Here is a 26,794-nt window from a genome sequence, read left to right as displayed (position 1 = left end):
TTTGAAACAAACTCAATAAATTTGAGATCAACCCAAGTTTTTCTCATGTTCACTCACATTGGGCGCGCCCGCGGCTCATTGCCATGTCTTGATCAGATCAGTGCCCTGCGCACCCGGGCATGACCCGCTCGCAGGGCTGGCGCACAATGCCAGCCTGCCCACACCCGGTGTCCGTCATGAGCGTGCTCAAAACCGCCCTGCAAGAGCAGCAATTCGCTTGCGTCATGGAGTTCGTTCCCAAACCGTCAGCAGAGCGTTTTGCGGCGATGGACGCAATAATGGCCCGTGGGCAAGTGTGTGGCTGGCCGATGACACTTGCCATCGGTGACCGAGTGAGCAGCCCGCTGGACATGTCTCCCCTGGACGCCTTGGCCTGTTTCGAGCACCCGGTGCCCGCCCTGCCTCACTTCTCCGGCAAGGACCGGGAGCGCCACCATTTGCTCGCCCAGATGCGGCGCATGGACGCTGCAGGCCAGCACCAGCTGCTGATGCTGACAGGGGATCGCCTGCCAGGCCATACGCCAGGCGAGCGCCCGGTGCGGTACCTGGAATCGGTCGCAGCGTTGCAGATCGCCCGCCAGGCCTATCCACACTGGTGGCTGGGCGCAGCACTCAACCCGTTCAAGTACCGAGAGGAGGAAGGTGCCGCTCAGTACCTGAAGGCTGAAAAGAAATTGGCAGCCGGTGCCGACTTTTTCATCCTGCAGCTAGGTTTCGATGCCGCCAAGCATCAGGAGGCCATGCACTGGATGCGCCGCCAACGCGCGCCTAAACCCCTGCTGGCCTGTCTCATGAGCCTTACCCAAGGCCGCGCGGGCATGCTCGATCATGTCGCAGGCGTGACCGTCACCCCGTCGATGCGGCAAATGCTGGCAGCCGAGACGGCGCAATCCAAGGCCTTTGCCCAGGCGCGCAGCATCGACCGCCTGGCCCTCCAGGTCATTGGGGTGAAGCTGATGGGCTACGCCGGCGTGCACCTGTCGGGCATTCATGAGCCCAGCCAGCTGCTTGCCTTGGAGGCACGCCTTGAGCACTGGCAGGCGCACGTGACCACGCTGGAGCAATGGGCGCCTGCCTGGCAGGCCAGCTGGCAAATGCCTGGCCTACCGGCGGTGACGTTTCATCCACCGCAGGCGGCGTGGCGCGAGGGAGAGTCACGTGTCGTGGCCACGTTTGCGCAGAAAGCCCGCTACCACGCCATGCATGGCATGCATGGCCTGCTGTTCAGCCGTAGCAATCCGGTGAGTCAGCTGTTCGGGTGGGCGGTTCGCCAGCCGATGTGGACGACAGGCCTGGGCGCCCAGGTGCTGCACAGCCTGGAGCGGGCCGTAAAGCGGCCCCTGCTTGGCTGCGACACCTGCGGTCGTTGCCGCCTTGAAGACACCTTGTACACCTGCCCCGAGACCTGCCCCAAGGGCCTGGCGAACGGGCCCTGCGGCGGTACCACGTTGAACCGGTGCGAGTTTGGCGATCGTGAGTGCATCCACAGTGCCAAGTACCGCACGGCCAAGGCGGTGCGGCAAACCGACGTGCTGGCCCAGCGCCTGATCCCTTGCGTGGAGCAGCACACCCGCCATCGAAGCTCCTGGCCGGGTTGGTTCGGCGCCCAGGCTCAGCCCGTCACTCGGCCGTCAGCGCCTCGAAGCCGGCCCGAATCGTAGCTTCGGGAAGGTCGTCGGCAATGAACACCATGACGCTCTCGCGCGGTTCGGCCTCTGCCCATTCAGCGTCCCAATCGAACCCGTAGAGCTTGAGCACGCCCTGAAACACCAGCTTGCGGTCCTCGCCCGCGATATTGAGCACGCCCTTGTAACGCAACAACTGCGTGCCATGGGTTTCCAACAGGCCATTCATGAAGTCGCTGAGGCGGTCGATATCCAGCGCCTTGTCGGTGCGCAACACCAAGGTGGCGATACGGTCCGGGGTGGCGGGTTTGAGCACTGGACGCAGGGTGGGTTTGAGGTTGACGCCCAGGTCTGGGTTGAGGTTGAAGCCGCGTACATCGAGCAGTGCACCCAGGTCGATGCAGCCTTGTTCGACCACATGCAGGGCTGCCCGCCCATTGATGCGGGCCAGGCGCTCGCGCAGGGCTTGCACGGTGGCCGGCTCCACCAGGTCGGTCTTGCTCAGCAGCAGGCGATCGGCAAAGCCCACCTGGGCCTGGGCGATGGTCTGGGTCAGATGGACGTCGGCATGGGCGGCGTCGACCAGGGTGATGATGCCGTCCAGGATGTACCGCTCGCGCAGCTCTTCGTCGATGAAGAACGTTTGTGCCACTGGCGCAGGGTCGGCCAACCCTGTGCACTCGATCACCAGCCGATCAAAGGCGATTTCGCCGGCGTCGAGCCGCTCCAGCAGCAGGAACAGAGCACGGGTAAGGTCGCCATGAATGCTGCAGCACACACAGCCGTTGGCCAGGGTCATGACCTGCACCGGCTCGTCGCCGAGCAACTGGCTGTCGATGCCTGCTTCGCTGAACTCGTTTTCGATCACGGCCAGCCTCAGGCCATGCTCGGCCTTGAGCATGTGCTTGAGCAGCGTGGTCTTGCCGGCACCGAGAAAGCCGGTCAGTACGGTTACGGGAATCGGGGTCTGCACGCAGAACATCTCCTGTTCGGAAAAAACACAGGCCCCACCGCGACAGGCCTGCGTTGACCGCCAGTGGCTGCCCCCAAGGGGAGCAGGCTGGTCGATGAACGCAGGCTGCCGACGGTGAGGCCGGTACAGCTCAACGCTTGTGGCTTAACAGCATTTGGGCCCGGACTTGCCACCATAACGCGCTTCCTGGCGCTCTCGGAAGAACGCTTCGTACGTCATGACCGGTTTGTCCGGATGCGTCTTGTTCATGTGTTCGACGTAATTGTCGTAATCAGGCATGCCCACCATAAGGCGTGCAGCCTGCCCCAGGTATTTGCCCAGCCGACCCAGGTCATTGAACATCGCAGCAGTCCTCTCAAGCGTCAGGCAGTGCCTGGAACGGGGTTTCCTTGTCGGTCCGCTCTTTGCGACCCCAGGCGGCGTAACCCACCTTGATCGCGAAGAACAGAATGCTGAACACCACCAGCAGGAACAGGATGGTCAGCCCGGCGTTGGTATAAGCGTTGTAGATCACGTGCTGCATCTGCCCGATGTCCTTGGCCGGTGCCAGTACCTGCCCAGCGTCCAGCGCGGTGCTGTATTTCTTGGCCAAGGCCAGGAAACCCACGGCTGGGTTGGGATCGAACAGCTTGATCAGGCCGGCCGCCGTGGTGCAGATCAGCAACCAGGTGGCTGGCAGCAGGGTGACCCAGATGTAGCGCTGGCGCTTCATCTTGATCAGCACCACGGTGCCCAGCATCAATGCGATACCGGCCAGCATCTGGTTGGAAATGCCGAACAGCGGCCACAGGGTGTTGATACCCCCGAGTGGGTCGATCACGCCTTGATAGAGCAAGTAGCCCCACATGGCCACGCAACCGGCAGTAGCCAGCAGGTTCGCGCCCCACGACTCGGTGCGCTTGAGCGCCGGCACGAAACTGCCCAGCAAATCCTGCAACATGAAGCGCCCGGCACGGGTACCGGCGTCCACGGCGGTGAGGATGAACAAGGCCTCGAACAAAATGGCGAAGTGGTACCAGAACGCCATGGTGTTCTCGCCTGGCAACACTTGGTGAAGAATCTGCGCGATACCCACGGCCAATGTCGGCGCACCGCCGGCGCGGGCCAGAATGGTGTGCTCGCCAATGTCACGGGCAACCGCCTCAAGCTGCTCAGGCGTAATCAAGAAGCCCCAGCTGCTGACCGTCTGCGCCACCGAAACCGTGTCTGCACCTACCACGGCAGCCGGGCTGTTCATGGCGAAATACACGCCCGGCTCGATCACCGAAGCCGCGACCATGGCCATGATCGCCACGAACGATTCCATCAGCATGCCACCGTAGCCGATGTAGCGGGCGTTGGTTTCGTTATCCAGCAGCTTGGGCGTGGTGCCCGACGAGATCAGGGCATGGAACCCCGATACCGCGCCACAAGCGATGGTGATGAACAGGAACGGGAACAGCGTGCCCTTCCAGACCGGGCCGGTGCCATCGGTGAACTGGGTCAACGCTGGCATCTTGAGCTCAGGGGCGATGATCAGGATGCCGATGGCAAGGCCCACGATGGTGCCGATCTTGAGGAAGGTCGACAGGTAGTCACGCGGGGCCAACACCAGCCAGACCGGCAGCACGGCGGCGACGAAGCCGTAGCCCACCAGCATCCAGGTGATCTGTACACCGGTAAAGGTGAAAGCTGGGCCCCAGACCGGATCCGCAGCAATCTGGCCGCCCAGCCAGATGGAAGCAAGCAGCAGCACTACGCCGATGATGGAAATCTCACCGATGCGGCCGGGGCGGATATAGCGCATGTAGACGCCCATGAACATGGCGATCGGGATGGTCGCCATCACCGTGAACATGCCCCAGGGGCTCTCGGCCAAGGCCTTGACCACGATCAGCGCCAGCACCGCGAGGATGATGATCATGATCAGGAAACAGCCGAACAGGGCGATGGTGCCCGGTATGCGGCCCATCTCTTCACGCACCATGTCGCCCAGTGAACGGCCGTTGCGGCGGGTGGACAGGAACAGGACCATGAAGTCCTGGACGGCACCGGCCAGTACCACACCGGCAATCAGCCACAGGGTGCCGGGCAGGTAGCCCATCTGCGCCGCCAGTACTGGCCCGACCAAGGGACCTGCGCCGGCGATGGCCGCGAAGTGGTGGCCGAAGAGGATGTGCTTGTTGGTTGGAACATAGTCCAGACCGTCATTGTTGAGCACCGCAGGGGTGGCGCGGCGCGGATCGAGTTGCATCACCTTGGTGGCGATGAACAGGCTGTAATAGCGGTAGGCGACCAGGTAAATGGCCACTGCCGCGACCACGATCCACAAGGCATTGATCGCTTCGCCACGGCGCAGGGCGACGACACCCAGCGCGCAGGCTCCCAGGACTGCCAGCACCAGCCACGGGAGGTGGCGTAGCAGGCTGTTGTTATTGTTCATAGTTGGCTTCCAGCTGAGAGGTTGGAATTGATGGCCCTTTGAGTCTAGGGCCTGCCTGCCGGCTTTACCATCTCCAATTACACCAGATGCCGCTGGCCAGAACCCGCTCTAGTGCGGGGTTCATCCTCGGTTGCCAGCGCCCTTCAGCGCACGGCTGAATTTGGCAACTGGCATTCCTGACAGTTGTGAGGGAGTCGGCTGCCGCCTTTCAATGGTCGTGCAGCCATTGTGAACCCCAGGTCCGGGAGATACGAAAACTTGTCCAGGGCCTTGCACAACTTGTCAGCACACTATGAGGACTTCGTCATGACACAAAAAAACCAACCTGGCAGTCAACCAATCACCCCCGCTCATGGCGGTATTTCAACGCCTGAATCGCGGGCCTTCATTGCAGAGAAGACCGGCAAGATCGAGGGCAACCTGCAGTACGGCATAGAGGGCGGTAAATTCTTCCCCGCTACCCAGGGAGGGCTTCAGGACCCGGATGCGAAGGATGACGTGCGCAATATCGCGCCACCTGCCGATGGCAAGATTGCAAGCGCGGAGAGGCCTGGAGCAGCTTATCTGGATACCCCCGGCCAACATTGGGATAAGCACCAGGTCAAGAGCGGCTCTACCCTGGAATTTAAATGGACGTTCAGCGCACAGCATAAATATCGCCGGTTCAATTACTTCATCACCAAAGCGGGCTGGGATTCCAATAAACCTTTGGCACGCGACGCCTTCGAAGCCACACCATTTGCTACTTTCCTGAACTCGCATCAACCTTACTGGGGCTACAGCGAACGAGAGATGTGGCCTAGCAACCCAACGGTTCATAACCTGCAATTGCCGGAGCGCGAAGGCTACCATGTGCTGCTTGGTGTCTGGGAGATTGCCGAAACCGATAAAGCTTTTTATCAGGTAGTGGACCTGGACTTCATCAAGTAGCCTTGCATGGCAAACAATGACGCGATCATGGCTGGTCTATAGTCTGAACATCAGATGAGGACTCGCCATGACCCCGCCACCTTCCGAACGCCGCCGCTTCCAACGCATCGATTTCGACGCACCTGCCGAACTTCGCCAAGGCGAACAGTGCTGGCCTGCCAGACTCATCGACCTCTCCCTCAAAGGCCTGTTGGTCGAGCGCCCAACCCACTGGACCCCGGACCCTACCCAGAACTACGAGGCCGTTATTCAGCTCGACGCCGATACCTGGGTGAAAATGCAGGTCGAACTGCGCCATGAAGAACCCACGCGGCTGGGCTTCGTGTGCCTGTACATCGACATCGACTCCATGAGCCACCTGCACCGTCTTGTGGAACTGAACATTGCCGACAGCACCGAAATGATGCGTGAGCTGCGCGAACTGATCGAATAACAGGATCTATTAGCTGGCTATCTTCTTGACCGTTAGTCCTTTCCTGTCCATCTAGACAGCTTCCTGCCTAGTGCAGGCATCGTTGTATACACCCTTTTCTCATAAGCGCTTCGGGTTGGTATGCCTCCTGCAACAAGGATGCATACGCCCTGAGGCTTTACCCTGCGGCGCTTGGATCAAAATATTGTATACAATTTGTGTAGTACCTGTAGGCAATAAGTGACTACAGTAGCTCCACAACAATAAACAGAGAGCCTGCGCCATGACTACGTCCACAAGCACGTCTCCCGCCCAGCGACCAGAGGACGAAAACCTCGGCCTGGGTGCCAACCTGGCCTATGGCCTGCAGCATGTGTTGACCATGTATGGGGGAATTGTCGCCGTACCCTTGATTCTGGGGCAGGCCGCAGGCCTCAATGGCGCAGAAATCGGCATGCTTATCGCCGCTTCGCTGTTTGCAGGTGGCTTGGCGACCTTGCTTCAGACCCTGGGTCTGCCATTTTTCGGCTGCCAGCTCCCTTTGGTACAGGGGGTGTCGTTTGCCGGCGTCGCCACCATGGGCGCCATTCTCAGCAGTGAAAGTGGGGGCGGGCTGCCGGGGGTGCTCGGCGCGGTAATGGCCGCCTCGCTGATAGGGCTGCTGATCACCCCGGTATTCTCGCGCATCACCAAGTTCTTCCCACCGCTGGTAACCGGCATCGTGATCACCACCATCGGCCTGACGCTGATGCCGGTAGCCGCGCGTTGGGTAATGGGTGGCAACAGCGCCTCACCTGATTTCGGCAGCATGGCCAACATCGGCTTGGCGGCGCTTACCTTTGCCATCGTGCTGCTGCTGAGCAAACTGGGTAGCGCGACCATATCCCGGTTGTCCATCCTGCTGGCGATGGTGGTCGGTACGCTGATCGCCTGGGCACTGGGCATGACCGACTTCAGCAAGGTTACCGAAGGCCCTGTTTTCGCCTTCCCCACGCCCTTTCACTTCGGCATGCCGGAGTTCCACATCGCGGCCATCCTGTCGATGTGCATCGTCATCATGGTGACGCTGGTCGAAACCTCGGCCGACATCCTGGCCGTGGGTGAGATCATCGGTACCAAGGTCGACTCCAAGCGCCTGGGCAATGGCCTGCGCGCCGACATGGCCTCAAGCATCCTGGCACCGGTGTTCGGCTCGTTCACGCAAAGTGCTTTCGCCCAAAACGTCGGCCTGGTGGCGGTTACTGGCGTGCGCAGCCGCTACGTGGTGGCCACCGGCGGTCTGATCCTGGTGGTACTGGGCTTGCTGCCAATCATGGGGCGCATCATCGCCGCAGTGCCTACCCCCGTGCTGGGCGGCGCGGGCATCGTGTTGTTCGGCACGGTGGCAGCCAGCGGCATCCGCACCTTGTCCAAGGTCAGCTACCAGAACAATGTCAACCTGATCATCGTTGCCGCTTCCCTGGGCTTTGGCATGATTCCGATCGCCGCACCGGCCTTCTATCACCAGTTCCCCACCTGGTTCGAAACCATCTTCCACTCAGGCATCAGTTCGGCGGCGATCATGGCCATCCTGCTGAACCTGATCTTCAACCATTTCACGGCAGGCAATTCGGACCAGCAGTCGGTGTTCGCTGCCGGCTACGAACGCACCATTCGCTATTCGGATATCTCCGCACTGCGCGACGGTGACTATTTCAAGGATGGCAGGCTGTTCGATGCCGAAGGCCACGAGGTGCCGATGAGGGGCCAGGACGAGCATGGCAGTGAGCCGGTCAAGCGCGCAGCAGTCGCCGAGCACTGACCTATCACGTGGGTGTTGTACCGGGCCGATGCGCATCGTCGGCCCTTTTTTTCGTCTGTGAACTATTCGAACAAGGCATCCAGCGCTTGCTCAAGGCGCGTCACAGCGATGACCTGCAACCCTGCAGGCGCCTCCTTGGGTGCATTGCCCTTGGGCACGATGGCACGCTTGAAGCCGTGCTTGGCAGCCTCCTTGAGCCGCTCCTGGCCACTGGGTACAGGCCGCACCTCACCCGACAGGCCGATTTCCCCGAACACCAGCAGGCCATGGGCCAGCGGCCGATTGCGCAGGCTGGACATGACCGCAGCGAGTAACGCCAGGTCCGAAGCCGTTTCCAACACTTTCACACCGCCCACCACGTTCAGGAACACATCCTGATCGTGGGTCGGGATGCCCCCGTGCCGGTGCAGAACGGCCAGCAGCATGGCCAGACGGTTCTGATCCAGGCCCAGGGTGACGCGGCGCGGGTTGGCCAGGTGGCTGTCATCGACCAGGGCCTGGACCTCGACCAGCATCGGCCGGGTACCTTCCCAAGTGGCCATCACGACGCTGCCAGGGACTTCTTCCTGGGTGCGATTGAGAAAGATCGCCGAGGGGTTGGAGACCTCTTTCAAACCCCGGTCGGTCATGCCGAACACGCCCAGCTCGTTTACCGCGCCGAAGCGGTTCTTCACCGCTCGCAGCAGCCGCAGGCGACCGTCGGATTCGCCCTCGAAATACAACACGGTATCGACCATGTGCTCCAGCACCCGCGGGCCTGCCAGCGAGCCCTCCTTGGTCACGTGGCCCACCAGGAAGATCGCTGTGCCACTTTGCTTGGCATAACGCACCAGCAGCGCCGTACTTTCACGCACCTGCGCCACCCCGCCCGGGGCGGATTGCAACTGTTCGGTGAAAATGGTCTGGATGGAGTCGATCACCATTACCCGTGGCTTTTCCTGACGGGCGGTGGCGATGATGGTTTCGATGCAGGTTTCGGTCATGACCTTGAGCTGGTCCTGGGGAAGGCCCAGACGCCGGGAGCGCATAGCCACCTGCTGCTGGGATTCCTCGCCAGTGACGTACAACGCCGGCATGCCGACGGCGATATTGCACAGGGTCTGCAGCAGAATCGTCGATTTGCCGATCCCAGGGTCGCCACCGATCAAGACCACGGAGCCATCGACCAGGCCACCGCCCAGCACACGGTCGAGCTCGGTGCTGCTGGTGGTGAAGCGCGGTATCTCCTCGACGCTGACCTCAGCCAGGGTCTTGATCTGCGCCTGCTGCCCCGTCCAGCCGGCGCGGCCCGTGCTGGGGGCTGCGGCGCCGCCGCTCTCGATCATGGTTTCGACCAGCGTGTTCCAGGCGCCACACTCGCCACACTGGCCAGCCCATTTCGGAAAAGTCGCGCCGCACTCGGTGCAGCCATACAAGCGCTTGGCCTTGGCCATGGGTGAGTGCCTCCGGGCAAAACCTGCATGATACCCGAGCCTGACCGTGTCCCGAATGCCCTGGGATGCGACAAAACTATTCGGTGCGACAGAAGTCACTACCCCTGAATGCAGCGCATGAAGCGTTTAAGTGGCTTACACTGCGTTTACCTCACCATTTGTTACAAAGGAATCGAAACATGGGCATGATCAGTGAGTTCAAGGCCTTCGCGGTCAAAGGCAATGTCGTCGACATGGCGGTAGGTATCATCATCGGCGCGGCCTTCGGCAAGATCGTCTCGTCCTTCGTCGGCGACGTGGTCATGCCACCACTGGGCCTGCTGATCGGCGGCGTTGACTTCAGCGACCTGGCCATCACCTTGAAGGCGGCGCAAGGCGACGTCCCGGCCGTGGTGCTGGCCTATGGCAAGTTCATCCAGACCGTGATCGATTTCGTGATCATCGCCTTTGCGATCTTCATGGGCGTCAAAGCCATCAATCGGCTCAAGCGCGAAGAGGCCGTGGCGCCAAGCGTGCCGCCTGCGCCGTCGCCCGAGCAGAGCCTGCTCACCGAGATCCGCGACCTGCTCAAGGCTCAGAACCGGCCCTGAATCTCACCGTTACAGGCTGCAGGAAGCGGCGAAGCTCCATGCACCGCTTCACCCCTGTAGCCTGTAGCGGCACGTCGGCTACCAGTACGTCTCGACGGCCACCTGGCCCGGCCGTTTGCTAAGGCTCAACTGCAGATGGCGGGCCTTGAGCACCTTGCGCGTTTCATCGACCATCTCAGGGTTGCCGCACAGCATGATTCGCGAGTGCTCGGGTGACAGCTCAAGCCCCGCGGCTTTTTCCAGCTCGCCGTTTTCGATCAATGTGGTGATGCGCTGATTCAGGGCGCCTGGATGTCGCTCACGCGTCACGACCGGGATGAACTGCAACTTGCCGGCATGCTCGGCCAGGTACTCACGCTGTTCCAAGCCAGCGATTTCATTCAGATAGGCCAACTCCCTGGCCTCTCGCACCGAATACACCAGTTTGATGTTGTCGAAGCGTTCCCAGGCTTCGAAGTCCTGCAGAATCGACATGAAAGGCGCAATGCCTGTACCCGTGGCCAGCAACCACAGGTCGCGTCCGTCGACAAAGCGGTCAAGGGTGAGAAAGCCGAAGGCCTGACGCTCCACCAATAGCGTATCGCCCTCACCCAGTCGGCTAAGCTCACTGGTGAACTCACCGCCCGGCACTACGATTGAAAAGAAATCCAGGTATTCATCGTGGGGTGCGCTGACCATGGAATAGGCGCGCCAAACCACACTGCCATCCGCCTTGGCCACGCCCAGGCGTGCAAATTGACCGGAGCGAAAGCGAAAACCCGCATCCCGGGTAACCCGCAGGCTGAAGAGGTTCGGCGTGAGCGGCTGAACATCGAGCAAGGTCTGGCGGGTGAATTTTTCGTCGCTGGCGGTCATGTCGGGCTCCATGTCTTGGGTCCCTACAGTGTCGCGCAAAGCGCCCGGGATAAAAACCACTGGGTTTTTGCGGCTTCGAAAGCTGTACAAAGGTAATCAGAAATACAGCACAGTTATAGCGAAAAAGATGAACACAGTTATCTGGATCTATCTACACTGGTCACGTACCCATATGGACTGGGCCGCGTCGCCCTTGGAGATTGCCATGTTTCACTGGAACCCCGAGCACCTGCACGCCCTGGTGAGCGAGCGTAGTCCTCGGAAGCTGTTCGACATCGCGGTGCATCTCGCTCAGGACATGGATTTCGAATTTTTGGGCCTCAAGCTTCGCATCCAGATCGCCACCCAGACACCTCGCCATTACTTGTACAGCAATTATCCCAAGGTCTGGATCGAACGCTACCAGCACGAAGAGTTCTACAAGCAGGACGCCGCGGCTGCGCTCAGCCACAACTCGACCAATCCTGTGGTATGGAGCGACGAGGTCTACCGCGAGGCACCGCATTTTCGCGAAGCGGCCTGCGAGCATGGCCTGCGTCATGGCTGGACCCAGTCCTTGCATGATCTGCAGCACAACGAAAGCCAAATGAGTGTGTCCCGGCCGCTACGCAAGGTCGAGACCGCCGAGCTGTTCGAAAAAGCCGGTGCCATCCAGTGGTTGTGCCATACCGTACATGCGGTGCTGAGCGCCCATCACCTCGATGCACTGTGCCCATCCCAACCCAAGATGAGCGAACGGGAACTGGAAGTGCTGAAGTGGTCTGCGGCCGGCAAGACGGCTGCCGATGTCGCCTGCATCCTGTCCCTGTCGCAGAGTACGGTGAACTTTCATATTCGCAGCGTGATCACCAAGACCAATGCCGCCAACAAGGCAGGCGCCGTCGCCATTGCCGCGTTGCGCGGCTGGATCTGACGCCAGGGCCTGCGAGCCCAGCCAAAGCCCTGTAGAATCGCTCGACCAGGCCTGCAGCGAACGGTTGCGGGCAGCTTTGTACCCGAGCCAGATTGCCATGCCCCTGTTGACCACGCCCTTCGCCGAACTCGATCTGATCCGCCAGCCAGACCAGGCCAACGACCCCTTGCAGGCCTTTGACGCCGCCGATGAGTACCTGCTTGAACAATTGCATGCCCAGGCATTGCCAGGCGGCAGCCGTGTGCTGGTGCTCAACGACAGTTTCGGGGCGCTGGCGGTGAGCCTTGCCGGGCACATGCAGGTGACCAGCAGCGGTGACTCCTACCTTGCCCAACTCGCGCTAGGCAAGAACCTGGCACGTAACGGCCTGCCTACGGACAGCGTTTCGTTCGTGCCTGCCTGCCACACCTGGCAAGGCCCCTTTGATCGGGTAGTGATCAGAGTGCCCAAGACGCTTGCCTTGCTCGAAGAGCAACTCATTCGGCTGCAAGGGCACCTGGCCCCAGAAGCGCTGGTGATCGCCGGGGCCATGATCAAGCACCTTCCCCATGCCGCCGGCGACCTGCTGGAGAAGTATGTCGGGCCTATGCAAGCCTCGCTGGCACGTAAAAAAGCCCGGCTGCTGACCGCCACGGTGGAGGCGCGTCCCGCCTTCACCTCGCCCTACCCCAGCCGCTATCGCCTGGAATCGCCACCGCTGGAACTGCTCAACCATGCCAATGTCTTCTGCCGTGAAGGCCTGGACATTGGTACGCGGGCGTTTCTTCCGCATTTGCCGGACAACCTGGGCAATGCCCGGGTCGCAGACCTGGGTTGCGGCAACGGCGTGCTGGCCATTGCCAGCGCCCTGAAAAATCCAGACGCCCAGTACACCCTGGTGGACGAGTCTTACATGGCCGTACAGTCGGCACGGGAAAACTGGCAGCGTGCGCTGGGCGATCGGCCAGCCGATTTTCTGGCCGCAGACGGCTTGGCCGGCATCGAAAAACAGTCACTGGACGTAGTGCTGTGCAACCCGCCCTTCCACCAGCAGCAAGTGGTGGGTGATGTGCTGGCCTGGCGCATGTTCCAGCAGGCCCGCGAGGCGCTGGTGGTCGGTGGCGCCTTGTATATCGTGGGCAACCGCCACCTGGGCTATCACAGCAAGCTTGCCCGCCTGTTCCGAGGCGTGGAGCAGGTGGCGGCAACGCCCAAGTTCGTGGTGCTCAAGGCACGCAAGTAACTGTCCACAGGTAGCGCACCGCACGGCGTCAGGGTCAGCAGACGCGTACAGCGCGCTACCTGTCGATGCCAGGGCTCAGTGGGTAGTCAACCCGGCTGCGCTCATGAACAGGCGCATCAACCAGGCCGCCACACCCAGCGCGGCCACACTCAACGCCCAGATCAACACCAACCAGCCCAGGCGCTGCCACAGCGGTTTCTTGCCTGCCACGTCCTGCTCATGGGTCATGGTGCAGCCTCCTAGTGATAGCCCTGGTCATGGGTGACCTTGCCGCGGAACACGTAGTAGCTCCAGAAGGTGTAACCCAGGATCAGCGGAAGAATGAACAGCGTTCCCACCAACATGAAGCCCTGGCTTTGCGGCGGCGCGGCAGCCTCCCAGATCGAGATCGATGGCGGGATGATATTGGGCCACAGGCTGATGCCCAAGCCGCTGTAACCCAGGAAGATCAGCCCCAGCGTCAGCAAAAACGGCGTGTAGTTCGCGCTACGGGCTACTGCCTTGAACAGGTTGTAGAAGGTCAACAGCACCAGGATCGGCACCGGCATGAACCACACCAGGTTGGGCATGCTGAACCAGCGATCGGCAATCTGCGGATAGGCGATTGGCGTCCACAGGCTGACCACACCCATTACAGCCAGCAGCACAAGCGCCAACGGCCGTCCAAGCTTGTGCATCTGTTCCTGAAGCGGCCCCTCGGTCTTCATGATCAGCCAGGTACACCCTAACAGCGCGTAGGCCACGATCAGCCCCAAGCCGCAGAACAGGCTGAAGGGTGTCAGCCAGTCCAGCGAGCCACCGGCGTAATGCCGATCCACGACCTTGAAGCCTTCGATGAAGGCGCCCAGCGCCACGCCCTGGAAGAACGTTGCCACCAGAGAGCCCCAGATGAACGCCTTGTCCCACAGATGGCGACCAGCGTCGGTGGCCTTGAAGCGGAACTCGAAGGCCACGCCCCGGAAGATCAGACCGATCAGCATCAGAATCAGTGGCAGATAGAGCGCCTCGAGCACGACGGCATACGCCATCGGGAACGCGCCGAACAGCCCCGCGCCACCCAGCACGAGCCAGGTCTCGTTGCCGTCCCAGACTGGTGCGACCGTGTTCATCATCACGTCGCGGTCGCGCTCGTGTTTGACGAAGGGGAAGAGCATGCCAATGCCCAGGTCGAAGCCGTCCATCACCACGTACATCATGACGCCGAAGATGATGATGCCGGCCCAGATCAGTGGAAGATCGATACCCATGGCTCAGTTCCCCTTGCTCAGGTCTGCAGTGGTGGCATCGCTGCCTTCGTCGGCGGCGGACAATGGCCGCGCCGGCGTGCGTTTGCGGCCAGGACCGCCCGGACGCTGCTGATCGCCTTCACCGGTATGCGGGCCCTTGCGCACCAGGCGCATCATGTAGGCGAACCCTGTGCCGAACAGGGCGAAGTACACCACCACGAACGCCACCAGGGTGAACCCCAGTTGGGCATAGCTGTGGTTGGAGACGCCGTCGGCCGTGCGCATCAGCCCGTAGACCACCCAGGGCTGGCGGCCGATTTCGGTGGTGAACCAGCCGGCGAGGATTGCCAGCAATCCTGAAGGCCCCATCCAGGTCACGAAATGCAGGAACGGCCGCGAGGTGTACAGCTTGCCGCCTTTGCGCAATACAAGGCTCCACACGCCAGCGGCGATCATCAACATGCCCAGCGCCACCATGATGCGGAAGGACCAGAAGATGATGGTGGAGTTGGGCCGGTCTTCAGGCGGGAACTCCTTCAATGCCGGCACCTGCTTGTCCAGGCTGTGGGTGAGAATGAGGCTCCCGAGCACTGGGATCTCGATCTTGAACCGTGTCGTTTCAGCTTGCATGTCCGGGATGCCAAAGAGGATCAACGGGGTAGGCTCGCCAGGAGGGTTCTCCCAATGCCCTTCGATGGCAGCGATTTTCGCCGGTTGATGCTTGAGGGTATTGAGCCCGTGGAAGTCGCCGATCACTGCCTGGATGGGCGCGACGATCAGCGCCATCCACATGGCCATGGAAAGCATCTTGCGCACCGAGGGGTTGTCGCGTCCACGCAGCAGGTGCCAGGCAGCCGATGCCCCCACGAAGAAGGCGGTGGCGACGAATGCCGCCGTGGCCATGTGCATCAGGCGGAACGGGAACGAAGGGTTGAAGATGACCGCCAACCAGTCGACCGGAATCACGCGACCATCGATGATTTCGTGACCTTGCGGGGTATGCATCCAGCTGTTCGAGGCCAGAATCCAGAAAGTGGAAATCAGCGTTCCGAGCGCCACCATGCAGGTGGCGAAGAAATGCAGGCCACGGCCTACGCGGTTCCAGCCAAAGAGCATCACCCCCAGGAAACCTGCCTCGAGGAAGAAGGCGGTCAGCACCTCGTAGGTCAACAGGGGCCCGGTGACCGAACCTGCGAACTCGGAAAAACGGCTCCAGTTGGTGCCGAACTGATAGGCCATGACCAGGCCCGAGACCACGCCCATGCCGAAGTTGACTGCGAAGATTTTCGACCAGAAGTGGTACAGGTCCCGATAGACCTGCCTGTCTGTCTTGAGCCACAACCCTTCGAGCACCGCCAGGTAACTGGCCAGGCCGATAGTGATGGCAGGGAACAGGATATGGAAGGACACGGTAAACGCGAACTGGATCCGGGCAAGATCCAGTGCCTCCAGACCGAACATAGGTGCTACCTCATCAGATAATCCGGCGGTCGGGCACTCGGCCCTGTCGCCCACTGCCCCCACATAGTCGAGTACGGCGTGTTGGAATTGTTCTGTTCGATGTGCAGGGATTGCGGCCAAAGGCCGAAATCGTTGGGGATCGTTGCAAACGCAACGATTGATCCAGGTCAACGATATGAATCAAGCATAGCCCCGAATAGCCCGGTGCGAGGTGTGGTTGTTTGCCGCGTGACCGGTTGCCCCACCCCCTGTTCAGCGGCACCGAAACGGTGTCGGACACGGTAAACAGCAACTATTTGTTACATGCAGATGATAGGCTGCGGAGCTTCCCCTGCATCGAGGTCACAGGTGTCCGATGTCCGAGACTGAACCGCCGCTGTTGCGTCACCATCGCCCTTTTCTGGCGTTCTGGCTGGCACGGGTCTTCACCGCCAGCGGATTCCAGATGTTGACCGTGGCGATTGGCTGGCACCTGTATCAGCTGACCGGCAACGTGCTGGACCTGGGACTTGTCGGACTGGTGGAGTTCGCACCCCGTGTGCTGTTCATGCTGCACACCGGCCATGTGGCAGACCGCTATGACCGGCGCAAGGTTGCCGCCCTGTGCCAATGCCTGCAAGGGCTGATCGCACTGGCCCTGGCGCTGGGCAGCGCCACGGATCAGGTCAGCCGCGAACTGATTTTCGTGCTGGCGTTTCTGCTCGGCGCCACCCGTTCGTTCGAGATGCCGGCGACCCAGGCGCTGCTGCCCAACGTCGTGCCCGCGGGCCTGTTTCCACGGGCGGTCGCCGCGTCGGCCTCTGCGACCCAGTCGGCTACCATTGTGGCGCCCGCCGTGGGCGGCTTCCTGTACGCATTCGGCAGCGGCTGGGTCTACGGCCCGACCGTGGCGTTGTATGCCATAGCCTGTGTGCTGACCCTGAGCCTGCAGGCGCGAGGACAAGTCGTTCAACGGGGCCGTGCCACCGTCGAGTCGCTGCTGGCCGGCATTCGTTTCATTCGCAGCCGGCCGGATATCCTGGGCGCCATCTCGCTGGACCTGTTCGCCGTGCTGCTGGGCGGGGCCACAGCGCTGCTGCCGGTATTTGCCAAGGACATCCTGCTGACAGGGCCGCTGGGGCTCGGGCTGCTGCGTTCGGCGCCCGCAGTAGGCGCGTTGCTGATGTCGGTGTGGTTGGCGCGCTTTCCCTTCGAGCGCAAGGTGGGCCGAACCATGTTCACGGCGGTGGGCGTCTTTGGCGTGGCCACTATCGCGTTCGGCCTGTCCACATCCTTCTGGTTTTCCCTGGCGGTCCTTGTGGTACTGGGCGCTGCCGACATGATTAGCATGGTCATTCGAGGCGCTTTCGTGCAGTTGCATACCCCGGACGAAATGCGCGGGCGCGTCAGCGCCGTCAACGGGCTGTTCATCGGTGCCTCCAATCAGCTCGGCGAATTCGAATCGGGGGTCACCGCGCACTGGTTTGGTACGGTGCCAGCCGTCGTCATGGGTGGGGTGGGCACCTTGGTGGTGACGGGAGTGTGGATAAAACTGTTCCCCACGTTGGCCAACCGGGACCGTTTGCACGAAGACTGAAAGGCCGCCCCAGCGGCCCTGTACGCCAGGCGCACCGGGCGCGGCCAGCCTATTCCCAGACGGCCATAGGCCCCTGCCCGGCATGCTGGTATGATGCGCGGCTTTTTTCTGCCCCATAGAAATCACGGCAGCCGGTACGGTCTGTGCTTTGCTGATGGGGTCGACATATTCATGGCGCCGGGGGCGCCTCGGGGAGCGGGCATGCTGGAAAGGCTGTTTCAACTAAAAGCACACAACACCAATGTGCGCACCGAGATACTGGCGGGCGTCACCACCTTCCTGGCCATGGCCTACATTCTCTTCGTCAACCCGAGCATCCTCGGCGAGACGGGCATGGACAAGGGTGCGCTGTTCGTCGCCACCTGCCTGGCGGCGGCCATTGGCTCGACCACCATGGGCCTGATCGCCAACTACCCGATCGCCTTGGCGCCGGGCATGGGCCTGAACGCGTTCTTCACCTACACCGTGGTGCTGCACATGGGGCACACCTGGCAAGTAGCCCTGGGTGCGGTATTCCTGTCGGCGGTGATGTTCTTCCTGCTGTCGATCTTCCGAATCCGGGAATGGATCGTGAACAGCATTCCCCTGCCCCTGCGCTCGGCCATTGCTGCGGGCATCGGGCTGTTCCTAGCGCTGATCGCGCTGCACAATGCGGGCATCGTCGTCGATAACCCTGCAACCCTAGTGGGCATGGGCGACTTGCGTCAGCCGGCACCGATTCTGGCCACACTGGGCTTCTTCCTGATCGTTGGCCTGGAAGCGTTGAAGGTGCGCGGCGCCGTGTTGATCGGCATCCTGGCCGTGACCGTGGCAGCCATTGCCATGGGCGTCACGCCATTCGGGGGCATCGTGTCCATGCCGCCTTCGCTGGCGCCGACCTTCCTGCAACTGGACATCGCCGGCGCGCTGGACGTGGGCCTGGTGAGCGTCATCTTCGCCTTCCTGTTCGTCGACCTGTTCGACAACTCCGGCACCCTGATCGGCGTGGCCAAACGTGCAGGGCTGATGGGCAAGGATGGCCACATGCCGAAGATGGGCCGTGCCCTGATTGCCGACAGCACCGCCGCCATGGCCGGCTCGCTGCTGGGCACCTCGACCACCACCAGCTATATCGAGTCGGCGGCTGGCGTGAGCGCCGGGGGGCGTACGGGCCTTACGGCCATCGTGGTCGCCGTGCTGTTCCTGCTGGCCCTGTTCTTCGCACCGCTGGCTGGCAGCGTACCGGCCTTCGCCACCGCGCCGGCGTTGCTGTTCGTCGCCGTGCTGATGGCCTCGGGCCTGGCGGAAATCAATTGGGACGACGTCACCGAAGCAGCCCCAGTGGTGGTCACCGCGTTGGCCATGCCGCTGACCTATTCGATCGCCAACGGCATTGCCTTCGGCTTCATTGCCTGGACCGCCGTGAAACTCATTTCCGGGCGTCGCCATGACCTGAACGCGGCCCTGGTGATTCTTTCCATCCTGTTCGTCATCAAACTGGGTTGGTTCAACGCATGAGTGCTGCATTCGACCCTAGCGCCTATGACGCGCAACTGCAGGATAAGACCGCCCGCCTGCGCGAGCTGCTCGCACCTTTCGGTGCGCCGGAGCCCGCCGTCTTCGACTCGCCGCGCGCGCACTATCGCCTGCGTGCGGAATTCCGCCTCTGGCGCGAGGACGGCCAGCGCCACTATGCGATGTTCGCCCCGGGCGAGAAGCACAAGGCTATCCTGATCGACGACTTCCCGATTGCCAGCCAGCGCATCAACGACCTGATGCCGCGCCTGAAGGCGGCCTGGCAGGCCAGCGAGGCTTTGAGCAATCGCCTGTTCCAGGTGGAATTCCTCACCACCCTGGCGGGTGATGCGATGGTCACGCTGTGCTACCACCGCCCACTGGACGAAGCGTGGGAAGTGGCCGCGCGGCAACTGGCCCAAGATCTGGGCGTGAGCCTGATCGGCCGCTCCAAGGGCAAGCGCCTGGTCATCGGTCGTGACTATGCGGTTGAAAAGCTCGACGTGGCCGGCCGTGTGTTCAGCTATCGCCAGCCTGAAGGCGCATTCACCCAGCCCAACGGCGCCGTGAACCAGAAGATGCTGAGCTGGGCCTTCGAGGCCATGGGCGATCGCGATGACGACCTGCTGGAACTGTACTGCGGCAACGGCAACTTCACCTTGCCGCTGGCCACCCGCGTGCGCCAGGTGCTGGCTACCGAGATCAGCAAGACCTCGGTCAACGCCGCACTGAGCAACCTGGCCGAGAACGCTGTGGATAACGTGCGCCTGGTGCGCTTGTCGGCTGAAGAGCTGACCCAGGCGCTGAACGAAGTGCGCCCTTTCCGCCGCCTCGAAGGCATCGATCTGAAAAGCTACGCATTCGGCACGGTCTTCGTTGATCCGCCGCGCGCCGGCATGGACCCGGACACCTGCGAGCTGACCCGACGTTTCGAGCGGATCCTGTACATTTCGTGCAACCCGGAAACACTCGCGGCGAACATTGCCCAGCTCCACGACACCCACCGGATCGAACGCTGCGCGTTGTTCGATCAATTCCCCTACACCCACCACATGGAAAGCGGTGTGCTGCTGGTGCGGCGCTGAGCCTGGACCCTGTGCAGGCCGGGGACGATGAAATTGAATTCAGGCGCCCCGGCCATCTCCAATGCGCTAGACAGCCGCAGGTGCCCTGACACCTGAGGCTGTGTTGAACTAATATTTGTCTTCTTGTTTCACGCTCTGGAGAGCACTCATGGAATGGCGAAAAGGCCGGCGTAGCGACAATGTGGTCGATGCACGGGGCGCAGGTGGCGGTGGCGGTGGTATGCGCTTTGGCGGTGGCAAAGGACTGGGACTTGGCGCCATCTTGCTGATTGTCGGGATCGGCTGGCTGACGGGCCAGGACCCTTTGCAGATCCTTGGTCAATTGACCGGCCAGATGCAGCAGCAAGCGCCTGCCGTGACCGATGGCAAGGCGCCTCCGGCCAATGACCAGCAGGCGGAATTCGTCGCCTCCGTATTGGGCGACACCGAAGACACCTGGCAAGCATTGTTCGCCCAGTCCGGCAAACAGTACAAGGACCCCAAGCTGGTGCTGTTCAACGGTCAGGTGAATTCTGCCTGCGGCTTTGCCACAGCGGCGGTCGGGCCGTTCTACTGCCCGGCGGATCAGCAGGTGTACCTGGACATGTCGTTCTTCCGAGAAATGGAAACACGCTTCTCGGCTGCTGGCGACTTCGCCCAGGCGTACGTGATCGCCCATGAAATCGGCCACCATGTGCAGACGCTGCTTGGCGTGTCGGCCAAGGTGGACGCGGCACGGCGTAGCGGCCAGCGCATGGAAGGCAGCAATGGCCTACTGGTGCGCCAGGAACTGCAAGCCGACTGCTTTGCTGGCGTGTGGGCCTACCAGGCACAGAAACGCCTGAACTGGTTGGAACCTGGCGATGTGGAGGAAGCGCTCAATGCCGCCAACGCCATCGGTGACGACCGACTGCAGCAGCAGGGTCAAGGGCGCGTGGTGCCGGACTCGTTCACCCATGGCACCTCGGCCCAACGCGTGCGCTGGTTCAAGGCCGGGTTCGCCGAAGGCGACGTCGACAGCTGCGACACCTTCAGCGCGCGTACTCTCTGAAGGTGCTCAGCGTTGCGTCCTGATTGATTCGTCCATTGCAGCACCTGTGGTCGCTGAAACGCGCCGTATCGCCCCTACGGCTGAAAAAGCGTTTCAGCTTCCTCGCCAACGGCCGATAACTCCAGCACGATTGAGCGGGCAGCCAGAATAACAACGCCTTGCGATCGGAGATCAAGAGAGCGAAAACAACTTCTGGAGTGCGTGCATGAACAGCTGGTTTGCCAATATCAGCGTCAACCTCAAACTCGGCCTGGGCTTCGCCCTGGTGCTGATCCTGACCGGCCTGCTGGCCCTGGTGGGCTGGACGAGCCTGGGCGGTCTCATCGACCGCAGCAACTGGATGAGCGACATCGGCCAGTTGAACAAGGACCTTACCGACCTGCGTATCGCCCGCCTGCAATACATGATCGCCAACGGCGATGATGCCGCGGCTGCCAATACCCTGGCCAAGCTCGATACCTTCAGCAAGCAGCAAGCTTACCTGGAGCACACGTTCAAGAGCCCCGAAAACGTCAAGCTGCTGGGCGAACTGGGCGACATCATCAGTGCCTACAAGGTATCGCTGTCCAAGATGCGCCAGGGTTACGACGCCAGTCGTGCCGCACGCGCCGCCATGACCCGCGCCGGTAGCCAGGCGGACCAGGCCATGGAAGCCTTGAGCCAGGAAGTCATGGCTCGGCCCGAGGCCGACAGCGTGCGCCTTGCGCAGTACCAACTGATCAGCAAGGCCCGCCAGCAATTGATGCAGGTGCGCATCGATGTGCGCGGCTACATCGCCGACAACACGGCGGACAATGAACAGGCGGCTCTGCGCCAGCTCGATGCGGCGCTCGCGGTGGTCGATAGTCTCAAGCGCGAGCTGTCCGGCCCAAGCGACCGGGTGCAACAGCTCGAGCGCGCAGTCACCGACTACCGTGAAGCTACGCGTCAATTCCGCGATGCCGTGACCACCATTACCGGTGCTCGCGCCGAGATGACGGTCCAGGGCGCGGACATCGTCAAGCACAGCGATGCGCTGTACAAGATCCAGCTGGAGCGTCGCGATGTCGAAAGCAGCCAGGCGCGCACCTTGCAGACCATCGCTACCCTGCTGGCGTTGCTGGTGGGTATCGTGGCCGCCGTCCTGATCACCCGGCAGATCACCCGGCCGTTGCAGGACACCTTGGCGGCGGTCGAGAAAATCGCCAGCGGCGACCTGACCCAACAGTTGCATGTCACCCGCCGCGACGAGTTGGGGGTGCTGCAGCAAGGCATTGCCCGCATGGGCACGACCCTGCGCGAGCTGATCGGGGGCATTCGCGATAGTGTGACCCAGATCGCCAGCGCTGCCGAGGAGCTGTCGGCCGTGACCGAACAGACCAGTGCCGGTGCCAATAGCCAGAAAGTCGAGACCGACCAAGTGGCCACCGCAATGCATGAGATGGCCGCCACGGTTCAGGAGGTGGCACGCAATGCCGAACAGGCTTCGCAGGCGGCGACAGGTGCCGATGGCGAGGCGCGGGCCGGGGATCGGGTGGTGGGCGAGGCGATCAGCCAGATCGAGCGCCTGGCGCAGGACATGCACCGCTCCACCGAGGCCATGACTGCGTTGCAGCAGGAAAGCCAGAAGATCGGCAGCGTCATGGACGTGATCAAATCGGTGGCCGAGCAGACCAACCTGCTGGCCCTCAACGCGGCTATCGAGGCGGCACGTGCAGGCGAAGCCGGACGCGGTTTTGCCGTGGTGGCAGACGAAGTGCGCGGGCTGGCTCAGCGCACGCAGAAGTCGACCGAGGAAATCGAGGAGCTGATCGCCAGCCTGCAGCACGGCACCCAGCAGGTAGCCAATGCCATGCAGGGCAGCCGCGCCTTGACCGACAGCAGTGTCGACCTGGCGCGCAAGGCCGGTGAGTCGCTGGAGAACATCACGGGCACCGTGTCGAGCATCCAGTCGATGAACCAGCAGATTGCCGCCGCAGCCGAGCAGCAGAGCGCGGTTGCCGAAGAGATCAGCCGCAGCATTCTGAATGTGCGTGATGTGTCGGAGCAGACGGCCTCTGCCAGCGACGAGACGGCGGCGTCGAGCGTTGAGCTGGCGCGCCTGGGGGGCGAGTTGCAGATGCTGGTCAGCCGGTTCCGCGTTTGACCTGAGGCAGTGGGTTGGGCGTGGTGGCCCGTAGCAGAGGCCGCACAACGGCCTCTGCTGTTGCCGCAAGCCTCAGCCATTGGCTGAGTGCTCGCACTTCGGCGCGCCAGCAACCGGCGCGCCATCAGCCCTTCACTTCACCACCATCCCTACTCCACGGCCACGCGGGTCGGACGCGGTCTCAAGCGTCTGTCCGTTGACCCGAATGGCCTGGATGTCGCCCATCTCCCAGCCTTGGTCCTCCAGCACGTAACCCATCTTTTTCAGATCAGCAGCCACCTGCCCGGTTAGCGGCGCATAGCTGTCGAAATAGATCGTGTCCTTGGGCAGCAACTGGTGGTGGACCCGCTGCGCAGCCACTGCCTTGTCCAGCGGCATGCCGTAGTCATACAGGTTGTTCATCACCTGGAAGATCGAGGTGAAAATGCGCGACCCACCCGGTGTGCCGATCACCAGCTCCACTTTGCCGTCACGGGTCATGAGGCTGGGGCTCATGGAAGACAGCATGCGCTTGCCCGGCTCGATGGCATTGGCATCGCCACCGATCACGCCGAACGCATTGGCGGCACCCGGCTTGGCGCTGAAGTCGTCCATCTCGTCATTGAGCAGGAACCCGGCACCTTTGACCACCACGCCACTGCCGTAGTCGAGGTTGAGCGTGTAGGTGTTGCTGACCGCATTGCCGGCCTTGTCGACGATGGAAAAATGCGTGGTCTGGTGCGGCTCCAGCCCGGGCTTGACCTGATCGGTAGCGGAAATGGCCTTGGGATTGACCTGAGCCGCACGCTTGGCCAGGTAATCCTTGGCCACCAACTGGTCCACGGGCACTTTTATGAAAGCCGGGTCACCGAGGTAGTCGGCCCGGTCGGCGAAAACGCGTTTTTCAATTTCGGCCAACAGGTGGATGTACTGCGCAGAGTTGTGCGTCACACCCTTGAAATCGGCGGCACGGTCCTCCTTGATGCCCAGCAGCTGGGCCAGGGCAACGCCACCGGAACTGGGCGGGGGCGCGGTGTACACGACATTGCCGCGCCAGCTGACGGCCATGGGCTCACGCCACACGGCCTTGTAGTCCTTGAGGTCCTGCTTGGTGATCAGCCCCTTGTCGGCCTGCATCTGCGCCACCAGCAGGTCGGCGGTCTTGCCCTGGTAGAACTCGCTCACGCCCTTGTCGGCGATGCGCTCGAGGGTCTGGGCCATCTCGGGTTGCTTGAACAGCTCGCCCACCTTCATGCTGCCGAAGTAGTCGTTGAAGTTGGTGGCGGTCTTGAACATGCCTTGGGCATCGTTGCGGTACTGATACTGCTTGTCGGCGACCTTGAAGCCGTTTTTGGCGTAGCCGATGGCCGGTGTCAGCAGCTCGCTCCACGGTAGCTTGCCGAACTTGCGATGGGCCTCCCACAAGCCCATCACCGTGCCTGGCACGCCTGCAGCACGGGCACCCACCAGGCTCAGGTTCTCGATCACTTCGCCTTTGTCATCCAGGTACATGTTGCGCGTGGCCGCCTTGGGCGCCACTTCACGGTAGTCAAGGAAGTAGGGCTTGCCGTCCACGAACAACGTCATGAAGCCCCCACCGCCAATGTTGCCGGCTTCGGGGTAAGTCACTGCCAGCGTGAATGCGGTGGCTACCGCGGCATCGACCGCGTTGCCGCCTTTTTTCAGGATATCGGCGGCTACCTGGGCGCCGTACTGATCAGGCGCGGCGACAGCCCCGCCCTCCAGGGCAACGGCGTACACCGATGAGCTGCCCAACAGCGCGGCTGCCAGAGCCAGGTACTGGAAAGGGACGCTACGCATGACACATTCCTTGGGTGTTGTTCTTGTGGGACCGTCAGTAAGACCCAAGCGTCAGGCCTGTGCAATCTCATCGTCCATGACGCGCCGCCCCTAGGCAGCAGATGTCGCGTTCAGGCAACTGAACAGGCGTAGATGGCCAACTTGCGCTGGATGAAATCCAGGAAGCATTGAATGCGCAGGGCCAGCTGGGTATTGCGGTAGTACACCGCATGGATGGGCTGACGATGGCCGTTGTTGGCCTGGGGCAGCACGACCTGAAGGCGGCCGCTGCGAATGTCTTCGTGGGTCATGAAGTGCGACAGGCTGACGATGCCCTCCCCGGCCAGCGCCAGTTGTCGCAGCGTCTCGCCGCTGGAAGCGACCAGCGTAGGCCGAATGGTCCAGTGTTCGCCCTGGGCATGGCGCAGGGGCCACTGGTTCAGCGTCTCGGGTTGACTGAAGCCAAGCAGGCAGTGATCGGCCAGATCCTCGACCCGCTGGGGGGTGCCGTAACGCGCCAGATAAGCCGGGCTGGCGAGCACCTGCACCGGGCTGCAACCCAGGTTGCGCGCGTGCAGGCTGGAATCGGCCAGCTCACCGATGCGGATAGCCACGTCGGTACTGTGCTCAAGCAGGTCGATGATCAAATCGTCGGTGTTGAGCTCCAGGTCGATGCCGGGGTACTGCTGCCGGAACTCGCCTATCCAGGGCACGATGGCGTGAAGCATGAATGGCGTGGCCGCGTTGACCCGCAGGCGACCGATGGGCGTCTGCCGGTTCATCGCCAGGCGCTCTTCCAGCTCGTCCATCTGCCGCAGCACCTGCCTTGCCTGTTCGAGAAAGAACCGCCCCTCCTCGGTCAGGTCCATGCGCCGGGTGGTGCGGTTGACCAGCGTGGTGCCCAGCTTGGCCTCAAGGCGCGCCAGGGTTCGGCTGACCGCCGAGGGCGTCTGGCCCATTTGGGCGGCCGCTGCAGAGATCGACCCACAGTCGATGACGGCGACGAACACCTGGAGTTCTTCGGATCGGGTTTTCACATCAAGGCCTGCGGGTAGAGTTGCCAGGGTCTAGATAGCCGCTTGCGCAAGGGAAGTCCAGCAGAGCCATCAAGGCAGAGGTCTACCGAGCCCTGCCAAACACCCGCTCCAGGTGCACTTGATAGGCCGCCAGCGCTGCCGGGACATCCGGGCGCTTCATGACGTCGGTGGCCAGGAAGGTCGGCAAGCCGCTCATGCCCAGGAACTGCTGCGCCTTGTGGAAGGGGAAGTACACCGCATCCACACCTTTGCCCTCGAAGAAGTCGTCAGCCTCGTCGAACGCCTGCTGCGGTGCATTCCACGTGAGCGACAGCATGTACTGTTTGCCTTGAATGAGCCCACCACTGCCGTACTTCTGCGTGTGATCCGAGCGGGTACGACCATCGCTGGCATACAGGCTGCCGTGCCCGGCAGTGAAGACCTCATCGATGTACTTCTTGACGGTCCAGGGCGCGCCCATCCACCAGCCTGGCATCTGGTAGATCACCACGTCAGCCCAGAGGAATTTCTCCACCTCCTCCTGGACGTCATAGCCCCCGTCGATGAAGGTCTGGCGCACGTCGAAACCTGCACGGTCAAGGTGCGCCAGTGCGGCCTCATGCAGGGTGCTATTGAGCTGGCCTGCGGAATGGGCAAACTGTTTGCCGCCGTTGAGTAGCAAGATGTTTTTCATGGGGGCCTCCCGGACCTGATCACTGATTGCAGGCAGGTTAAGGTCAGGCGCAGTTGGGAAACAGCCAATCAACAGCAAAATACATTTGACTCAAGATCACGAATCGACCGGGATTATTGCTTAATCTTTGGC

General features: G+C 62.0%; 23 protein-coding genes. 12 read left to right on the top strand and 11 right to left on the bottom strand.

The genetic code is table 11. The annotated features are described in order from the left end of the window. The first annotated feature begins 176 nt into the window (after positions 1–176). A complete protein-coding gene (locus tag MOP87_RS03005) occupies positions 177–1,661 on the top strand; it encodes a methylenetetrahydrofolate reductase C-terminal domain-containing protein (protein ID WP_206405971.1) in 1,485 nt (494 codons plus the stop codon). Here the strand turns inward: MOP87_RS03005 and yjiA are convergent. The 3 genes from yjiA to MOP87_RS02990 all read right to left on the bottom strand — a co-directional run bounded on the left by yjiA (position 1,621) and on the right by MOP87_RS02990 (position 5,020). Beyond that, the gene (gene yjiA, locus MOP87_RS03000) at positions 1,621–2,598 is read right to left on the bottom strand and encodes a GTPase (protein ID WP_088522937.1); all 978 of its coding nucleotides are present in this window, start codon (positions 2,596–2,598) and stop codon (positions 1,621–1,623) included. The genes MOP87_RS03005 and yjiA overlap by 41 nt on opposite strands. Before the next feature lie 144 nt (positions 2,599–2,742). Next, complete coding sequence (locus MOP87_RS02995) at positions 2,743–2,940, bottom strand: YbdD/YjiX family protein (RefSeq protein WP_023534469.1); 198 nt, start codon at positions 2,938–2,940, stop codon at positions 2,743–2,745. 13 nt (positions 2,941–2,953) lie between these two features. Beyond that, positions 2,954–5,020 carry a carbon starvation CstA family protein gene (locus MOP87_RS02990; RefSeq protein WP_023534399.1) on the bottom strand — a complete coding sequence of 689 codons (2,067 nt, stop codon included), beginning with the start codon at positions 5,018–5,020 and terminating at the stop codon, positions 2,954–2,956. A gap of 306 nt (positions 5,021–5,326) precedes the next feature. Here MOP87_RS02990 and MOP87_RS02985 point away from each other — a divergent pair, with 306 nt between their 5' ends. From MOP87_RS02985 to MOP87_RS02975, 3 genes are all read left to right on the top strand, one after another. Then, positions 5,327–5,950 carry a lytic polysaccharide monooxygenase auxiliary activity family 9 protein gene (locus MOP87_RS02985; RefSeq protein WP_242810110.1) on the top strand — a complete coding sequence of 208 codons (624 nt, stop codon included), beginning with the start codon at positions 5,327–5,329 and terminating at the stop codon, positions 5,948–5,950. Positions 5,951–6,017: 67 nt separating this feature from the next. After that, entirely contained in the window at positions 6,018–6,383 is a 366-nt protein-coding gene (locus MOP87_RS02980; RefSeq protein ID WP_242810109.1) for a PilZ domain-containing protein, read from the top strand. A gap of 262 nt (positions 6,384–6,645) precedes the next feature. Then, a complete protein-coding gene (locus tag MOP87_RS02975) occupies positions 6,646–8,163 on the top strand; it encodes a nucleobase:cation symporter-2 family protein (protein ID WP_027914393.1) in 1,518 nt (505 codons plus the stop codon). Positions 8,164–8,225: 62 nt separating this feature from the next. Here the strand turns inward: MOP87_RS02975 and radA are convergent, their stop codons facing one another. Then, positions 8,226–9,596: a DNA repair protein RadA gene (gene radA, locus MOP87_RS02970; RefSeq protein WP_023534442.1), complete on the bottom strand. Its 1,371-nt coding sequence runs from the start codon at positions 9,594–9,596 to the stop codon at positions 8,226–8,228. A 179-nt stretch (positions 9,597–9,775) separates the two neighbouring features. Here radA and mscL point away from each other — a divergent pair, with 179 nt between their 5' ends. Continuing rightward, a complete protein-coding gene (mscL, locus tag MOP87_RS02965) occupies positions 9,776–10,186 on the top strand; it encodes a large-conductance mechanosensitive channel protein MscL (protein WP_197874393.1) in 411 nt (136 codons plus the stop codon). A gap of 78 nt (positions 10,187–10,264) precedes the next feature. On the opposite strand, the gene MOP87_RS02960 is transcribed toward mscL, so the two are convergent. Continuing rightward, entirely contained in the window at positions 10,265–11,041 is a 777-nt protein-coding gene (locus tag MOP87_RS02960; RefSeq protein WP_197874394.1) for a ferredoxin--NADP reductase, read from the bottom strand. A gap of 205 nt (positions 11,042–11,246) precedes the next feature. Here MOP87_RS02960 and MOP87_RS02955 point away from each other — a divergent pair, with 205 nt between their 5' ends. Together MOP87_RS02955 and MOP87_RS02950 are read left to right on the top strand one after the other, a co-directional pair. Then, positions 11,247–11,954, top strand: a complete 708-nt coding sequence (locus MOP87_RS02955) for an autoinducer binding domain-containing protein (RefSeq protein ID WP_197874401.1) — start codon at positions 11,247–11,249, stop codon at positions 11,952–11,954. 97 nt (positions 11,955–12,051) lie between these two features. Next, the gene (locus MOP87_RS02950) at positions 12,052–13,176 is read left to right on the top strand and encodes a methyltransferase (RefSeq protein ID WP_197874395.1); all 1,125 of its coding nucleotides are present in this window, start codon (positions 12,052–12,054) and stop codon (positions 13,174–13,176) included. 75 nt (positions 13,177–13,251) lie between these two features. Here MOP87_RS02950 and MOP87_RS02945 read toward each other — a convergent pair whose 3' ends face one another. From MOP87_RS02945 to MOP87_RS02935, 3 genes are read right to left on the bottom strand one after another with little or no spacing between them, the layout of a single operon-like run. Continuing rightward, positions 13,252–13,404 carry a DUF2474 domain-containing protein gene (locus MOP87_RS02945; RefSeq protein WP_033695023.1) on the bottom strand — a complete coding sequence of 51 codons (153 nt, stop codon included), beginning with the start codon at positions 13,402–13,404 and terminating at the stop codon, positions 13,252–13,254. A gap of 11 nt (positions 13,405–13,415) precedes the next feature. Continuing rightward, positions 13,416–14,423: a cytochrome d ubiquinol oxidase subunit II gene (cydB, locus tag MOP87_RS02940; RefSeq protein WP_023534420.1), complete on the bottom strand. Its 1,008-nt coding sequence runs from the start codon at positions 14,421–14,423 to the stop codon at positions 13,416–13,418. Positions 14,424–14,426: 3 nt separating this feature from the next. Then, positions 14,427–15,863, bottom strand: a complete 1,437-nt coding sequence (locus MOP87_RS02935; protein WP_242810108.1) for a cytochrome ubiquinol oxidase subunit I — start codon at positions 15,861–15,863, stop codon at positions 14,427–14,429. 355 nt (positions 15,864–16,218) lie between these two features. Between MOP87_RS02935 and MOP87_RS02930 the strand changes: the two genes are divergently transcribed. The 5 genes from MOP87_RS02930 (at position 16,219) to MOP87_RS02910 (ending at position 23,173) form a co-directional block, all read left to right on the top strand. Continuing rightward, positions 16,219–17,439: an MFS transporter gene (locus MOP87_RS02930; protein WP_027914387.1), complete on the top strand. Its 1,221-nt coding sequence runs from the start codon at positions 16,219–16,221 to the stop codon at positions 17,437–17,439. A gap of 201 nt (positions 17,440–17,640) precedes the next feature. Continuing rightward, positions 17,641–18,936: an NCS2 family permease gene (locus MOP87_RS02925; RefSeq protein ID WP_027914386.1), complete on the top strand. Its 1,296-nt coding sequence runs from the start codon at positions 17,641–17,643 to the stop codon at positions 18,934–18,936. Beyond that, on the top strand, positions 18,933–20,018 hold the full coding sequence (trmA, locus tag MOP87_RS02920; RefSeq protein WP_027914385.1) for a tRNA (uridine(54)-C5)-methyltransferase TrmA: 1,086 nt from the start codon (positions 18,933–18,935) through the stop codon (positions 20,016–20,018). Before MOP87_RS02925 ends, trmA begins: the two co-directional genes overlap by 4 nt. A gap of 148 nt (positions 20,019–20,166) precedes the next feature. Then, positions 20,167–21,048: a neutral zinc metallopeptidase gene (locus MOP87_RS02915; protein ID WP_027914384.1), complete on the top strand. Its 882-nt coding sequence runs from the start codon at positions 20,167–20,169 to the stop codon at positions 21,046–21,048. 205 nt (positions 21,049–21,253) lie between these two features. Further along, entirely contained in the window at positions 21,254–23,173 is a 1,920-nt protein-coding gene (locus tag MOP87_RS02910) for a methyl-accepting chemotaxis protein (protein WP_027914383.1), read from the top strand. Positions 23,174–23,305: 132 nt separating this feature from the next. On the opposite strand, the gene ggt is transcribed toward MOP87_RS02910, so the two are convergent. The 3 genes from ggt to MOP87_RS02895 form a co-directional block, all read right to left on the bottom strand. Beyond that, entirely contained in the window at positions 23,306–24,973 is a 1,668-nt protein-coding gene (gene ggt / locus MOP87_RS02905; RefSeq protein ID WP_242810107.1) for a gamma-glutamyltransferase, read from the bottom strand. A 110-nt stretch (positions 24,974–25,083) separates the two neighbouring features. Further along, positions 25,084–25,989: a LysR family transcriptional regulator gene (locus MOP87_RS02900; RefSeq protein ID WP_059183334.1), complete on the bottom strand. Its 906-nt coding sequence runs from the start codon at positions 25,987–25,989 to the stop codon at positions 25,084–25,086. Positions 25,990–26,071: 82 nt separating this feature from the next. Continuing rightward, a complete protein-coding gene (locus MOP87_RS02895) occupies positions 26,072–26,662 on the bottom strand; it encodes an NAD(P)H-dependent oxidoreductase (RefSeq protein WP_111475202.1) in 591 nt (196 codons plus the stop codon). Between the last annotated feature and the right edge of the window lie 132 nt (positions 26,663–26,794).

The sequence above is a fragment of the Pseudomonas sp. I3-I5 genome (assembly GCF_022699445.1).
GTDB classification, from domain to species: domain Bacteria; phylum Pseudomonadota; class Gammaproteobacteria; order Pseudomonadales; family Pseudomonadaceae; genus Aquipseudomonas; species Aquipseudomonas fulva.
This window is presented reverse-complemented; position numbering and strand designations above follow the sequence as displayed.

Coding starts and splice junctions, on each gene's coding strand:
- MOP87_RS02925 (WP_027914386.1), top strand. CDS start 17,641: ATGCTGGAAAGGCTGTTTCAACTAAAAGCACACAACACCAATGTGCGC.
- MOP87_RS02975 (WP_027914393.1), top strand. CDS start 6,646: ATGACTACGTCCACAAGCACGTCTCCCGCCCAGCGACCAGAGGACGAA.
- MOP87_RS02990 (WP_023534399.1), bottom strand. CDS start 5,020: ATGAACAATAACAACAGCCTGCTACGCCACCTCCCGTGGCTGGTGCTG.
- cydB (WP_023534420.1), bottom strand. CDS start 14,423: ATGGGTATCGATCTTCCACTGATCTGGGCCGGCATCATCATCTTCGGC.
- radA (WP_023534442.1), bottom strand. CDS start 9,596: ATGGCCAAGGCCAAGCGCTTGTATGGCTGCACCGAGTGCGGCGCGACT.
- MOP87_RS02935 (WP_242810108.1), bottom strand. CDS start 15,863: ATGTTCGGTCTGGAGGCACTGGATCTTGCCCGGATCCAGTTCGCGTTT.
- MOP87_RS03005 (WP_206405971.1), top strand. CDS start 177: ATGAGCGTGCTCAAAACCGCCCTGCAAGAGCAGCAATTCGCTTGCGTC.
- MOP87_RS02915 (WP_027914384.1), top strand. CDS start 20,167: ATGGAATGGCGAAAAGGCCGGCGTAGCGACAATGTGGTCGATGCACGG.
- MOP87_RS02960 (WP_197874394.1), bottom strand. CDS start 11,041: ATGACCGCCAGCGACGAAAAATTCACCCGCCAGACCTTGCTCGATGTT.
- mscL (WP_197874393.1), top strand. CDS start 9,776: ATGGGCATGATCAGTGAGTTCAAGGCCTTCGCGGTCAAAGGCAATGTC.
- MOP87_RS02950 (WP_197874395.1), top strand. CDS start 12,052: ATGCCCCTGTTGACCACGCCCTTCGCCGAACTCGATCTGATCCGCCAG.
- ggt (WP_242810107.1), bottom strand. CDS start 24,973: ATGCGTAGCGTCCCTTTCCAGTACCTGGCTCTGGCAGCCGCGCTGTTG.
- MOP87_RS02945 (WP_033695023.1), bottom strand. CDS start 13,404: ATGACCCATGAGCAGGACGTGGCAGGCAAGAAACCGCTGTGGCAGCGC.
- MOP87_RS02930 (WP_027914387.1), top strand. CDS start 16,219: ATGTCCGAGACTGAACCGCCGCTGTTGCGTCACCATCGCCCTTTTCTG.
- MOP87_RS02955 (WP_197874401.1), top strand. CDS start 11,247: ATGTTTCACTGGAACCCCGAGCACCTGCACGCCCTGGTGAGCGAGCGT.
- MOP87_RS02985 (WP_242810110.1), top strand. CDS start 5,327: ATGACACAAAAAAACCAACCTGGCAGTCAACCAATCACCCCCGCTCAT.
- trmA (WP_027914385.1), top strand. CDS start 18,933: ATGAGTGCTGCATTCGACCCTAGCGCCTATGACGCGCAACTGCAGGAT.
- MOP87_RS02995 (WP_023534469.1), bottom strand. CDS start 2,940: ATGTTCAATGACCTGGGTCGGCTGGGCAAATACCTGGGGCAGGCTGCA.
- MOP87_RS02910 (WP_027914383.1), top strand. CDS start 21,254: ATGAACAGCTGGTTTGCCAATATCAGCGTCAACCTCAAACTCGGCCTG.
- MOP87_RS02980 (WP_242810109.1), top strand. CDS start 6,018: ATGACCCCGCCACCTTCCGAACGCCGCCGCTTCCAACGCATCGATTTC.
- MOP87_RS02895 (WP_111475202.1), bottom strand. CDS start 26,662: ATGAAAAACATCTTGCTACTCAACGGCGGCAAACAGTTTGCCCATTCC.